General features: G+C 54.1%; 8 protein-coding genes. 2 read left to right on the forward strand and 6 right to left on the reverse strand.

The annotated features are described in order from the left end of the window. On the forward strand, positions 1 to 2,418 hold the full coding sequence (gene gyrB, locus DWF74_RS15915; protein WP_102862425.1) for a DNA topoisomerase (ATP-hydrolyzing) subunit B: 2,418 nt from the start codon (positions 1 to 3) through the stop codon (positions 2,416 to 2,418). Between the two features lie 146 nt (positions 2,419 to 2,564). Here the strand turns inward: gyrB and DWF74_RS15920 are convergent, their stop codons facing one another. The 5 genes from DWF74_RS15920 to DWF74_RS30680 form a co-directional block, all read right to left on the reverse strand. After that, positions 2,565 to 5,570: a type I restriction endonuclease subunit R gene (locus tag DWF74_RS15920; RefSeq protein WP_115581269.1), complete on the reverse strand. Its 3,006-nt coding sequence runs from the start codon at positions 5,568 to 5,570 to the stop codon at positions 2,565 to 2,567. After that, positions 5,557 to 6,987 carry a restriction endonuclease subunit S gene (locus DWF74_RS15925; protein ID WP_205413450.1) on the reverse strand — a complete coding sequence of 477 codons (1,431 nt, stop codon included), beginning with the start codon at positions 6,985 to 6,987 and terminating at the stop codon, positions 5,557 to 5,559. Before DWF74_RS15925 ends, DWF74_RS15920 begins: the two co-directional genes overlap by 14 nt. Then, positions 6,984 to 9,377 carry a type I restriction-modification system subunit M gene (locus DWF74_RS15930; RefSeq protein WP_115581270.1) on the reverse strand — a complete coding sequence of 798 codons (2,394 nt, stop codon included), beginning with the start codon at positions 9,375 to 9,377 and terminating at the stop codon, positions 6,984 to 6,986. Before DWF74_RS15930 ends, DWF74_RS15925 begins: the two co-directional genes overlap by 4 nt. Positions 9,378 to 9,480: 103 nt before the next feature. Continuing rightward, entirely contained in the window at positions 9,481 to 11,235 is a 1,755-nt protein-coding gene (locus DWF74_RS15935; protein WP_115581271.1) for a type I restriction-modification system subunit M/S, read from the reverse strand. Positions 11,236 to 11,986: 751 nt separating this feature from the next. Next, positions 11,987 to 12,772 carry a hypothetical protein gene (locus tag DWF74_RS30680; protein WP_240321940.1) on the reverse strand — a complete coding sequence of 262 codons (786 nt, stop codon included), beginning with the start codon at positions 12,770 to 12,772 and terminating at the stop codon, positions 11,987 to 11,989. Between the two features lie 192 nt (positions 12,773 to 12,964). Here DWF74_RS30680 and DWF74_RS15950 point away from each other — a divergent pair, with 192 nt between their 5' ends. Further along, positions 12,965 to 13,153: a hypothetical protein gene (locus DWF74_RS15950; RefSeq protein ID WP_115581273.1), complete on the forward strand. Its 189-nt coding sequence runs from the start codon at positions 12,965 to 12,967 to the stop codon at positions 13,151 to 13,153. 107 nt (positions 13,154 to 13,260) lie between these two features. On the opposite strand, the gene DWF74_RS15955 is transcribed toward DWF74_RS15950, so the two are convergent. Continuing rightward, entirely contained in the window at positions 13,261 to 14,175 is a 915-nt protein-coding gene (locus DWF74_RS15955) for a DUF4868 domain-containing protein (protein WP_115581274.1), read from the reverse strand. Positions 14,176 to 14,177: the final 2 nt, after the last annotated feature.

Consider the following 14,177-nt stretch of genomic DNA (forward strand, 5'->3'; position numbering starts at 1 on the left):
ATGAGCGAAGAAAATACGTACGACTCGACCAGCATCAAGGTGCTGAAAGGTTTGGATGCCGTACGCAAACGTCCCGGTATGTACATTGGCGACACCGATGACGGCAGCGGTCTGCACCACATGGTGTTCGAGGTGGTCGACAACTCCATCGACGAAGCGCTGGCCGGTCATTGCGACGACATCAGCATCATCATCCACCCGGACGAATCCATCACCGTTCGCGACAACGGTCGCGGCATCCCGGTGGATGTGCATAAAGAAGAAGGCGTCTCGGCGGCAGAGGTCATCATGACCGTGCTCCACGCCGGCGGTAAGTTCGACGATAACTCCTACAAGGTCTCCGGCGGTCTGCACGGCGTAGGTGTATCGGTAGTGAACGCCCTGTCCGAAGAGCTGATCCTCACTGTGCGCCGCAGCGGCAAGATCTGGGAACAGACCTATGTCCACGGTGTTCCGCAAGAGCGGATGAAGATCGTTGGCGACAGCGAAACCACCGGTACCCAGATCCACTTCAAGCCTTCGGCTGAAACCTTCAAGAACATCCACTTCAGCTGGGACGTCCTGGCCAAGCGGATTCGTGAACTGTCCTTCCTCAACTCCGGTGTCGGCATCGTCCTCAAGGACGAGCGCAGCGGCAAGGAAGAACTGTTCAAGTACGAAGGTGGCTTGCGTGCCTTCGTTGAATACCTGAACACCAACAAGACAGCGGTCAACCAGGTGTTCCATTTCAACATCCAGCGTGAAGACGGCATCGGCGTGGAAATCGCCCTGCAGTGGAACGACAGCTTCAACGAGAACCTGTTGTGCTTCACCAACAACATTCCACAGCGCGATGGCGGCACCCACTTGGTGGGCTTCCGTTCTGCTCTGACGCGTAACCTGAATACCTACATCGAAGCCGAAGGCCTGGCCAAGAAGCACAAGGTTGCCACCACCGGTGACGACGCTCGTGAAGGCCTGACCGCGATCATCTCGGTGAAGGTGCCGGACCCTAAGTTCAGCTCCCAGACCAAGGACAAGCTGGTGTCTTCCGAAGTGAAGACCGCTGTCGAACAGGAAATGGGCAAGTACTTCTCCGACTTCCTGCTGGAAAACCCCAACGAAGCCAAGTTGGTGGTGGGCAAGATGATCGACGCTGCTCGTGCTCGTGAAGCGGCGCGTAAAGCCCGTGAAATGACCCGTCGTAAAGGCGCGCTGGATATCGCTGGCCTGCCGGGCAAACTGGCGGACTGCCAGGAAAAGGACCCTGCCCTGTCCGAACTCTACCTGGTGGAAGGTGACTCTGCTGGCGGTTCCGCCAAGCAGGGACGCAACCGCAAGACCCAGGCGATCCTGCCGCTCAAGGGCAAGATCCTCAACGTCGAGAAGGCGCGCTTTGACAAGATGATCTCCTCGCAAGAGGTCGGCACCTTGATCACCGCGCTGGGCTGCGGCATCGGCCGCGAAGAGTACAACATCGACAAGCTGCGTTATCACAACATCATCATCATGACCGATGCTGACGTTGACGGTTCGCACATCCGTACCCTGCTGCTGACTTTCTTCTTCCGTCAGTTGCCGGAGCTGATCGAGCGCGGCTACATCTACATCGCCCAGCCGCCGCTGTACAAGGTCAAGAAAGGCAAGCAAGAGCAGTACATCAAAGACGACGAGGCCATGGAAGACTACATGACCCAGTCGGCTCTGGAAGATGCCAGCCTGCACCTGAACGATGAAGCTCCGGGGATCTCCGGCGAGGCGCTGGAGCGCCTGGTCAACGATTTCCGCATGGTGATGAAGACCCTCAAGCGCCTGTCGCGCCTGTACCCGCAGGAACTGACCGAGCACTTCATCTACCTGCCGGCCGTGACCATGGAGCAACTGTCCGATCACGCCGCCATGCAGGATTGGCTGGCCAAGTACGACGCCCGCCTGCGCACCTCCGAGAAGTCGGGCCTGGTCTACAAGGCCAGCCTGCGCGAAGACCGTGAACGCAATGTGTGGCTGCCAGAGGTCGAGCTGATCTCCCACGGCCTGTCCAACTACGTCACCTTCAACCGCGACTTCTTCGGCAGCAACGACTACAAGACCGTCGTCTCCCTCGGCGCTCAACTGAGCACCCTGCTGGACGAAGGCGCGTATGTTCAGCGCGGCGAACGCAAGAAAGCCGTCACCGAGTTCAAGGAAGCCCTGGACTGGCTGATGGCGGAAAGCACCAAGCGCCACACCATCCAGCGATACAAAGGTCTGGGCGAGATGAACCCTGACCAGCTGTGGGAAACCACCATGGACCCAAGCATGCGCCGTATGCTCAAGGTGACTATCGAAGACGCCATCGGCGCCGACCAGATCTTCAACACCCTGATGGGTGATGCGGTCGAGCCTCGTCGCGACTTCATCGAAAGCAACGCCCTGGCGGTGTCCAACCTGGACTTCTGATCCAGCTGTAGGTGGGCAAAGTTATTTGCCCTTTCGGCGAAAGTTAAGCGCTTCGGCCAAAGTTGTTGCGGCAAAAAGGCCCGATAGAAAACTATCGGGCCTTTTATTTGGGCTTTCTAGGTGTATTAGTAGGCAATACGACTTTTCTACGCACCAAGCTGTGGAGAGGAAGATGGTTTGGAAGCGTCTTGATGGAACGTGGAATCGAAAACCATGTCCGTCAGCCAGCGCTTGAAGTTTGGGTTGTCGCTGAACTGCTTGAATAGCTCCGTATGATCAGATATCAGCTCAAGCACCACACGATTCAGCGCCTTATCGTGTTCCAGCTTCGCGTTCTGCTTGTCGGAGTGGGCCTGTGCATTCTGATAGGCCTTATCCTGCGCCACGCGGGCTGGAATCTCCTCGGTGATGACCTTGCGAATCTTGTCGCCGTCTTTCCACTCGATGTTGCCGAACATGTCGTTGAAGGCCTTAATAATGTTCGATAGTTTGTCGATATCGAGCGTACCACCAACGCCTCCACTGCCAGGCGGGGGCGGCTCGATGAAGGCATCCGCGTCGTCCATCGACATCTTCAGTGACGCCTGCGCCTCCACCCGATAGCTCTCCATATCAATGGCTTCAAGTACGCCATTGGACAGGTCTTCCTCCTTAGGGGCCGGTAGCTTTGGTATCAGGAAGTTCAGGAAGATCGCCAGTTTTTCCCACGCCGGGTGACCGTAGGTCAGGATCGCCGCGAGAAATCCATAACTGCGCACGAAGGCCTTGGCCTTGCCCTTGAACTCGACTTGTCCGTCTTCGTCCAGGTTGCCGATGTACTCGGCAACGCACATATCGAGAATGGGGTCTAGCTTGTCCCTATCAGCCCCGGTGATGTAGAGCGCGACCAAGTCCTCGACTTGTTGCCAGCTATATACCTGTTTGGCGTCAAGATCGTTCTTCAGGTCGTGCAACTTGTTGGGGTCGGTTTCGCCGACCTGCACTGTGGCGCGGTAGTAGTCCTGGAATGCCACCTTCACCGCCTCCGCGTTGTCCGCGAAGTCTAATACGAAGGTATCGCGCTTTTGCGGGTGGGCTCGGTTCAGCCGCGATAGCGTTTGCACCGCCAGTACGCCCGCCAGCGGTTTGTCCACGTACATTGTGTGTAGCAGCGGCTCATCGAAGCCGGTGACGAATTTGTTGGCCACGATCAGGAAACGATATGGGTCTTGCTTGAGTTTGGAGGGAATATCCCTACTTGGGAATTCATTGAGATCGGCCTCGGTCTTCTTCACCCCACCAATTTCAAACTCCCCCGAATAGGCAACGATGGCCTTGAACGGACTTTTGATCGAGGCTAGGTAATCTGACACCTCGCGGTAGTAGTCGATGGCCCGTGCGATGCCATTGCAAACGATCATGGCCCGCGCCTTGCCACCGATCTTCTGCTTGCCCACCACCTGTGCCACGAAGTGATCGACCATGATCTCGGCCTTCTTTCGGATCGCCTTGTCGTGGGATTCGACGTAATGACGAATCTTCTTCAGTGCCTTCACTTTATCAAAGTCGGGATCATCCTCGACATTTTTGGCGACGTGGTAGAAGCTGTCTACCGAGGTGAAATTCGCAATCACGTCAAGGATGAAGCCCTCCTGAATGGCCTGTTTGGTGGTGTAGATCAGCTCCTCCGGAGAGCGATAGCGTACCTCGCCCCCTTCCACGTAGCGTTCACCGAACAACTCCAGCGTCCGGTTTTTTGGCGTGGCAGTGAAGGCGAAGTAACTGGCGTTGGGCAGCATTTTGCGTGATTCGATCAGCGTGTTGACCTTATCTTCCACGGTCTCCTCGACCGCCCCTTCCTCGGCGTCGTCCGCAGACCCATTTTCTGCTGATAGCGCCATGTGCATTTTGGCTGTTGTCTTGCCGCCCTGGCTGGAATGTGCCTCGTCGATAAGCAGCGCGAACTTCTTGCTGCCGAGGTCGCCCAACTCATCTAGGATGAACGGGAACTTCTGCACCGTAGTCACAATGATCTTTTTGCCTTTGCGCAGGAAGGTGCGCAGTTCGTCAGCGTTTTCAGAATGTCCGAAGATCGAAGCAACGTGGTCATAGCTTTTGATGGTGCGGGCGATTTGGGTATCCAGGGCGCGCCTGTCGGTGATCACAACGACAGAGTCAAACAGTCCCAGCATGGCGTCGGCAGCCGTTTTGACTTCGACCAACTGGTGGGCCAGCCACGCAATAGTATTGCTCTTGCCACTCCCCGCCGAATGCTGGATTAGGTAGCGCTTGCCGATCCCATCCTCGCGGGCGCGTCGCAGTAATGCCCGGACGGTGCGCAGCTGGTGGAAGCGCGGGAACACCTGTTTGCGCCGCTTCTTTCCCTTCTCGTCATCTTCCTCCACAACTTGCGTGAAGTTTTCGATGATGTTGGCCAGCGAGTCGCGAGTCAGCACCTGCTTCCACAAAAAATCAGTTTTCAGGCCATTGGGGTTGGGTGGATTGCCCGCGCCGCTATTCCAACCTTGGTTGAACGGTAGAAACCACGAGGTCTTGCCGGTTAGGTGAGGGCAGAACCGCACCTCAGCATCGTCCACCGCGATGTGCGCCACGCAGCGTCCCTGCTGGAACAGCAACTCGTTCGGGTTGCGGTCGGTCTGGTACTGCGTAATGGCGTCTGCGATGGTCTGCTTGGTCAGCGAGTTCTTCAACTCGAAGGTCATCACTGGTAAGCCGTTGACGAAAATCGCCATATCCAGCGAGCGCTGGGTTTCGTCATTGCTGTAGCGCAGCTGCCGGGTGACGCTAAAGATGTTCTTGCCGAAGTTTTCGGTGGCGCTGACATTACCCGGCGTCGGCAGCAGCTTGTACAGATCGACGTGCTCTGAGCCATGGCTGACGCCTTTACGTAGAACATCCACAACACCTCGTTTGGTAATCTCGCCCTGGATACGGTGCAAGAACTGAGTGCGCTTGATGCCCTCGTTTGCCAGCTCCAGTTTTTCAACCGCTTTGGCCTGAGTGGTTTGCAGGAAAGTCAGCAACTGCACCACGTCCACCGCCACGTCGCGGTTGTAGTCGGTGTATTGCCCATGCACGTATCCACCGCTCGTATAGAGGTCGCGCACAATCAAGGCCTCCAGGCCTTTTTCGCTAGTGTCAGTCGTCGCCATCGTCTTCCTTCACTCCAATATCCAATTCATCGTCACTGCCCAGCGCCGCTAGTTCTTCGTCGGCCACCATATCGTCGGGCCCCGGCACCCAACTCTGCACGTCTACTTGGCCGGTGACGACATCGGCAATCTGCCGGTCGCGGTACTCGCGGATCAGCTTGATTTCTTCTTCCGAACGCATGATGGCGTCGTTTAGCGGTTTGCACTGCTCCGTGAGCACACGCATGATTTTTTCTTGCTCTTCTAAGCCAGGTAGAGCGATACCGATTTTGAAATATGCCGTCGAATCCAGATTCTGAATCCCCGTCGTCTGCTTGATGTACGGAGTGACAATACGTCTTGCATGAAGGTGATTCATTAGCGTCAGCAAGAATGAGGGAAGCACTATCTGAGTATTCGGAACGAGTCGTGCTACAAAGTTTGAGCACACGGACACTTTGTCTAAAGTGAAGGCTACAACTCGCCCCACCGGGGTCTTTTCCCCTCCCCCAGACTTTTCAAGCAGGATGTCGCCCGGACACAAAAGCCGTCCACTGCGCTCGCTTTGGGTAACTGCCCGCACGGTCAGCTTTTCTGTCCCGACGGCTAATCGATCCATATCAAAGTCTGCGACACGAACACAGATCAACTGGTCAGGTTGATTCTTATCTGAGGGATCAGAACCCCAGACACCCGCGCGACTGGTCTTGATGCAAGCGCCAAGCCTTGAAATATCCCAATGCTCTGGGACATCACCTAGCCAATCGATGCCGGAAGGCGTCAAAGTGACCGACTCATCAAGGCCACGCGTCAGTGCGTGGTCGATGATGTGTAGCTTCTGTTCGGTGAGCAGGCTCATCAATTCGCGCTTGGCTTTGATGAGCCGGGCGATGTGGGCGTCCTGCGCCCGGAGGTAGCCGACAATCTGGTCTTGTTCGGTGCGGGGCGGCTGAATCAGAGAAATATCGAGAAACTGATTCGGGTACAAGCGTAGCCGCGAGGCGCGGATGCCGGTCGAGCGACCGATGTACTCAGCAACATAGGCACGAGTGCGAAGCAGGTAATCAAGATACGCAGGATTGAAACTGTCGGCCTTGTGGGGGCGGTAGATGCCGTAGGCAGGACTGACCAAGCCGGTATGACGCGCAGCACCCAGAGCAGCCATCCACGCCCATAGGGTGTTGATTACGATATCACCTGGACGACAAATCTTGTGGCCGACATAGCTTGCTGCCTTGAACATCGTTACCTTCTTCTGACTACGCGGCGTAACACCTGTCAGGTGCGACACCGACAGCAACTCCTCTTCACCAGTGCGAGAACGTTCATCCACTTCACGAAAGAATACTTTGGCGCGCTCTTCACCCCAATGGTCAGGCACGGGCGGCAGCCACTGCATCTTTGGCTGCCGATAGCTTGGATACGCCGCAGGCATCATTCAGCCCCCACGATCTTGTGTAGCAAGCCTTCGGTTTGCTCTTCCAGCTTCAGGATGTCGGCGCGAATTTGATCTAGCCTGCGCAGCGGCGTCGGCTTGTAGAAATAGCGGGCAAATGAAATCTCGTAACCGATCTTGGTCGCTCCCCATTCGATCCACGCGTCCCGCGCATGGGGCAAAACCTCTTGCGCGAAAAAGGCATCAATCCCACCGGGCTGTTGGAGTGGTACCTGTTCGGTATCGCGTAAATCGGCATCGGCTTCGTATTCGATGCTGTAACGGTCTTTACCTACTGTCTCAATATAGATGCCGTTATTGCTCTGCTGGATATGCTCGGTTGCCCTAAGCTTGCTGCGCTTGGCGATGACTGGTGGTGCCGCTTCGTCGCGCCAACTTACAGCCTTGTAGATTGCCTTCTTCTCGGTCGTGGCCAGCTTTTTTCCGTTGGCCTTCATCGCGGCATCAAAGCGCGCGCGGAACTCGTTGTGGTCGTCGAAGACTCCTTCGCCTAGTTCCTGCTGGGCCAGTCTGGCCAGCTCCACCAGCGACTTGTCGCGTAACCAAGTAGCTGGGTCGAGCAGCTTCTTGCGCCGCTTTTCCGGTACTGCTTTCTTGGTCGTCTTGGCGTCATCTTCGTCCAACTCTTCTTCGCCATCCTCGTCGCCATCGTCACCCTTCAACCACGCTTCGATTTCACCCTTGATGGAGTTGAATTCTGTGTACAGCTTGTCAGTGTGTTTGGCGTAGATTTCGCTGCGTAAGGTCTCGTCGCCCGTGGCAAATCGCAGGGTTTCGATGGTGCTTCGTTTGAGCTGACTTTTGAGGCGCAGCGGGCGTTCGATGGTTATCTTCCAGTATCCGAAATCGGCGTTGTCGAACCACTTGCATTCGGGCGTCGCCTTCGCGGCTTCGACATCGGTGGGCGGCTGGTCGAGGTAATGCTTCAGGATGCGTTCAATGTCAGCGTCCGCCAGCTCGCAGTTCTTCTTGCCGAGGTTGCGCCTCATAGGCAGGAACCACTGCGAGGCGTCGATCAACTGTACTTTGCCACGCCGGTGTTCGGCCTTACGATTGGCCAGTACCCAGATGTAGGTGGCAATGCCAGTGTTATAGAAGATGTTGAACGGTAGCGCGATGACGGATTCGAGCCAGTCATTTTCCAGCACCCATCGTCGGATATTGCTCTCGCCCTGGCCCGCGTCGCCAGTGAACAGCGCGGAGCCGTTATGCACCAACGCAATGCGACTGCCCAGAGGCGTGTTGTGCTTCATCTTCTGCAGCTTGTTCACTAGGAACATCAGCTGCCCGTCGCTGGAACGGGTGATTAGCTTGAACTCGGAATCGCCGCCGTGATTGACGATGAAGCGCGGATCGCTGAACTCCTTTTTACCACCCATGCGTTCAAGGTCTGTCTTCCAGCTCTTGCCGTATGGCGGGTTGGAGATCATGAAGTCGAACTCGCGCGACCGAAATTGATCGGCGGACAGCGTGGACTTATCCGCGCCGCCGACGATGTTTTCTGCTGCACCACCTTCGCCCTTGATCAGCATATCGGCTTTGCAGATGGCATAGGTTTCGTCAGAAATTTCCTGGCCAAACAAGTGGATCGAAACTTCCTTACCATGCTCCACAGCTAGATCTTGCAGGGCCTCTTCTGCCACGGTCAGCATGCCACCAGTTCCGCAGCTGCCGTCGTATAACGAATAGGTACTTGACTCGATCTTGCCAGCGATGGGAAGGAACAGAAGCTTGGCCATTAGCTTTACTACGTCGCGCGGTGTGTAGTGCTCTCCAGCTTCAAGGTTGTTGTCCTCGTTAAAGCGACGGATTAGCTCCTCAAAGACGGTACCCATGCCGTGGTTGTCCAGCGGAGGCAGCTTGATGCGTCCGTCAGCATCCTTGACTGCCTGCGTTGAGAGGTTGATCTCGGGATCGAGGAAGTCTTCGATCAAATAGCCGAGAACGTGCGCATCCACCAACTTCTGGATTTGATTGCGGAAGTTGAAGTTGGTCAGAATCTCCTGGACGTTGGGCGAGAAGCCATCAAGGTAGTCGATAAAGTCATCGCGTAAACGCTGGCCTGCGCTACTGGCTTTAAGTTTTTCGAGCGTGAAATCGGAGGTGTTGTAGAACGCCTGCCCGGCGGCCATCCGCAGTGCACCATCCTGTTCGGCCACCTTGTGTGTGTCGAGGAACTTCTTGCGTTCAAGAACAGCTTGCTTCGTCGACTCCAGCACAGCATCAAGCCGCCGCAGTACGGTGAAGGGGAGAATCACGTCACGATACTTACCACGCACATACACGTCGCGCAAGCGGTCATCGGCGATGTTCCAGATGAAGTCGGCTACCCACTTCAGTTGATTTTGGTCTTGTATGTGACGAGTATTCATTGAACCTGATCCTAATAATTTTCCAGTTGTTACCCAATGCGGGTAACTGGCCGAAGAAATACGTCTAGAGGACGCTATCTCCCGCCTTTATTGAAGTCTTGGCTTAACCTGAACCTAGTCGCCAGAAGTTGGCCGTAAGGTCAATTTGCTTGTGTCGAAGACGCTGAATTTCGCTCTCGATGCGGGCTTCCTGCTCAAAGGCTTGAATCATCCTGTCCATTTCTTCCCTTGAGGGAACAGGGATTTCCAAGTCTTTGAGTGCAGAAAGCTGGATGGAGGGAATTGTCGCGCTCACCGCAATGCGGTTGAGAAGCGCCTGTCCCATTTCCGAACGTAGGTAAACCAAAATGGCTTTAGGGGGATATAGTTCAGGGTTTCTGCTGCGCAAGATCGCCAGGGATTGCCCCGCGATCCATCCGGCCTCTCCAGCTGCATGAACATCGCTAGCAATTCCGGCTTTTCCAATGGTGCCCTTGAAGGTCATCAAAACATCATTGGGCCTGATGAAGTACGAGTTTGCCTTAGTGGAATTGAGGTCAAACCGCGCCTCTTTGCTGGCATGTTGGATGTAGCCGTACAGCGGGATGTCTTGGGCTTGTACTTCGAACACCAGGGCACTACCTGACGCCGTGGCATGCTGGCGCGGACGAATAATCTCGAAAAAATCGCCCAATTTTCGAAACGCATATAGCGTCAAATTCTGTTCTAGTTTGCGGGCAGATTCATCCAGTACATAACGAGCTACTTCTAGAGAAAAATCTTGTTCAGCGATTACTTCTATTGGGATGCTGGCAGCAAAATCGGAGTCATCCTTGTGGGCGATCAAAGTAACAAGAGCAGGTATGTTCTTCAGCACACAACGTTTTTTGGCCGAGGGTTCACGGAACTCGTCGGTGTCGGCGTTCACGAAGCGAATGACGTCAGCTCGACGGCTGCTGTTCATGACAAGGATAGTTAATGGAATTCCCGTATTGCTACAGAGTCCAGGTGGGAGAGCGATTACCGCTTCCAAATAACCGTGCTTGAGCAGGTATTCGCGCAGTTGTTTTTCTGCACCTTTACCGAAGAGAACGGAATTTTGAACCGTGACTACGATACGCCCCTTGATTTGGGCCAAAAGATGATGGATATGGAGAACACTACCTACTGGTGTCTTTTCTTCAAAACGTCCCCAGAGGTCATTTCCTGCAACTTCTGGTGAATAGCGAACTCCTACGGGCGAAGCACAGACCGCCGCATCAAACTGGATCAATTTGCCTTTATCAATAGCGGAAGGTGTTTGTACTGGATTGGTAGGATACAGCTTCCAGCCAGTTGTGCTGATCAGGTTAAGTATTTGCGCAGGCGTCGTGGGTACTTGGGACTCTACCCAAGCCTCCGCGTTATTTCGTAAAACCCTCGCGGCAATTTGACCAGACCCTTCCCAAGGAACGTACACCGTTTGTTGGGAATTGATTTCCAGAAGATCGACCAGCAGGTCACACAATGTGGGGCTGTACCCGATATCAACTGCCCAGTAGGAGGCGTCATCTAACATCAGGGTATCGAGTAAGTCTTGGGCTTCCAAAGCTCGGATTTTCTGTATCAGCGGGGAAATGTCACGCACCCCATGTATCTGCCAGGCACTTTCGTGTAGGAACGGAAACGGCGCATCTGGCTGCAATTGACGTAGTGCCGAGAGTTGTTCGACTAGCCCTTGATCCGCCGCTGTCTCGAAGCGGAGTTCCACTGGAACAGTCGGGTCTTTGGACAGCTTTTGCCAGCACAACAGCTGAAGAATCAGCGATAGGGAGGCATGGGACGTCAACGCCAGTCCGCGTATCGATTCCATCAGCTGGGTGAAAATCTTTTCGTTCATACTGCTTCCCGAAAGAGCGCGAGTAGGCGTTTAAGCGCGCTGTGTGCAGTTTTAGGTGGTAATCAGCGCATCTCCTTCCGCCACGACAACGACGCCTCCTTCATCTTGGATCTTCATCAGTAAGCGCTTTTCGCTCTCTAGATCAGCTAGGCGTTGCTCGGTTTCTTTGGTACCGATAATGAATTTGTCTTGATCCACAGTGCCGTGGGCAAGCCGTAATCGATCATTTTGAGCGGGATATCGCGCTGGGTTTGGCGGGCGTTGCAGTGGTGAGTGGCGTATATGCTGCGTGCTCCTGATCGCTGACCAAGAGCCAAAGTTAGAGAAAAGTTTTTTATCTGTCAATAAAGCAATCAGTGCTTTTTATTCTGCTGTGTTGCTTATTATCATGGCAAAGTGTTTTCGTTCGCTGAAGCAGCCACCGGTTGTGTAGGTGCAGCAATAGTCGGTGTGTCAGAAATACATTGACGCCACTCCTTACAACCCGACCGTGAGCACCTGGCCACCCCGCCGCGTAGCACGCGAAACTTCCGCGCCGCGCCGGTCTCGGCCAGGGCTGCCAAGGTGTCCTGTTCGATGGCTGTGCGCATCCGTCGCCCTCCACTCTCCCATACGGCCACGCCCACGCGTCTGGTATAGCGCAATCGCTGAATCTGGCGACCAGAATGATCATTGGTTTTCACCAGGCTGTGGATAACTGTGGGGGATTCACCATAGTGGCCAACTCCATGCAGTTCGAACCGTAGAGACGTTAGGAAGGGCCCTGACGTTCCTGAGCCTTGCGAAAGGCTAAGGCGATGGTAGTGGTTGCTGCAGCGTGCTCAGTCGGTTTCTTCGGTTCACGCTGGATGTTGGGCCGGCCTGGACTGGATGTCTTAATCAACGAGGCAGTTCGCTTATCTGCAGGGATGGGTTTCGCCGACTCAGCCGGTGTACTTCGCCCATCTCTCGCTTGAGCAAGCAGGCTGTACGCGTCGAGGGTGACCGGCGAGCCCTGCGGGAGCAGAATCGAAAGCAGAAAGTGACCGTCGCTTAAAGCTTTAATCTGTGCGAGGTTGTGCTCGGACAGCACCTGATGGTGTTGATGGTGCGCCACGACCCGCCGCAGGTAGAGGGAAAGGTGCTGTCCCTGACGAGTTCCGGTCAGCTTGAGGTAGCTTTTGTCGATGCCTGTGACCGCTTCGATAATGAACGGTTGCCAGCCGGCGCGCTGCCAAGCATAGGTGGTTGGCTCACCTGTGGCTGGAGCTTTACCTGGTCGGCTGCTAGTGTCGGTGCAGGGATGTTTAGGCCAAGGCGGGCCCAGCTCGTCGAAGAAAACTCGGCCACCCCTGACCGATTGATAAAAGAACACCGCCGCCCCGCACACTGGGCAGCTGGCGTTGGGATTGACGTAGCTGTGGTAGGTATTGGTAAGTGAAATGAACCAGCCGCTGGGGGCCGATGGCGCGCTAAAGGTATTGATGGATCGCCCCGTATGTCCATCACCGCCCCAACCACAACTGCAGTTTTTAGGATGATTCCAGGCATTACACATCAGCACCTCCTTGTGGTCGCGAACAGCGGTATTTTCTTGATCAAGCTCAGCTTTTCAATCGGCTCCTATTCAGGGGCCGTAGGCTGCTTGAGTAGCACTCACTGTCCTGGTGGAATACCAGTAATCGACGACCGGTGTGTCGCCGAGAGCTGGCAATGCTACGGTGAATGAAATCGCACGGAGGGTCTCAGTATGGGCTGGTTCAGAAAACCTCGGCAAATGACCTACTGGGAGCGCCGTGAACAGGCGTTCATTGATGCCGCGAACAAACTTAAAACCTTGCACGTTACGCAGGAAGGCGCGATGTACATCGATCCAGAAGAGCTTCGCGAGCAAATCATTGCTTCTCGAGAACAACTAAAGCAATTCGTCGTTAAGTAGACGGAAAAGTAAGCGGCACGCCAGTCGGTTTTACGCCCTCCGAATTTTAGAGCCGCCAGCGGACAGGCTGGTATTTACTAAGTAGTGCTCCTGGATTTTCCGTAGGATTAAATTTGCACGGCATCAGGTACTTCGTAAATATTACTCGTGACTTCACTCATAAGACGGTGATCCAACAGAACTTGTAGAATTGTAGGTGCTGTTAAGTTGCATACAACAATCTTGCCATTGACTTGATCAAAGTTCATTCCCCAGTTCCTGAGCGTATTAACCTGTTTTAAGCTATTTATAAAGCCAGGATTGGAATAAAGGGATTTTTGCTCAATGGTGGCCATGCGTCGTAATTGCGTGGAGTTAGTTCCAATGTACTCTATAAGGGGAGTGATGTCAGAAAATAAATTTGAGAAATCAGCATTAGTCTGCAACATCTCGAAGGCTTGTTCGTAAGCTTCTTTATATTGCATTAATGATTCGAATGTGCGCTTAGAGGTGATCAGCAAGGTATCCGCTGAACAGTAAAAGTCAAAGTTTTTTTCTATAGTGAACCCATTGTCCTCAGCTGCTGAGAGCTCACCATTACTGAAAACCATATTGATGAACTTGTTGGGGTATGACGTTTTCCATGAAGCGGTCGAGCGCTTTACAGCATAGATCGTCTGCCCATTATGAGAAAATTTGACTACGTAACCTTGAGCACCCTTTAATTCGTCGACCGAGGTTACCGCGCACTCAGGCTCGGGGCGATCCACCTGCAATTTTAGTAGCGAAAAATTGGTTGCGAGAGCCGGGGCAGTTAAACAACTATTTTCATTAGTTTGAGCAAGGTAAGAGTATTGTGCGAACTCGGTCGTTCGATTTGCTTCTCGTATAAGAACATTTTTAAGAAGGTGGTTTACTTTGGCATCTGTTTGAACGTAAGCAGTGTTGAATTTTCGATCTGTGGTGCTTTTCTTAAAAATCCATAGGTGGACGGTAGAGTCGGTATAGTTAAAATTTTTGAAACTGTCAAAGTGCGCTTTCATGG

The sequence above is a fragment of the Pseudomonas protegens genome, from assembly GCF_003363755.1.
Classification (GTDB): domain Bacteria; phylum Pseudomonadota; class Gammaproteobacteria; order Pseudomonadales; family Pseudomonadaceae; genus Aquipseudomonas; species Aquipseudomonas danubii.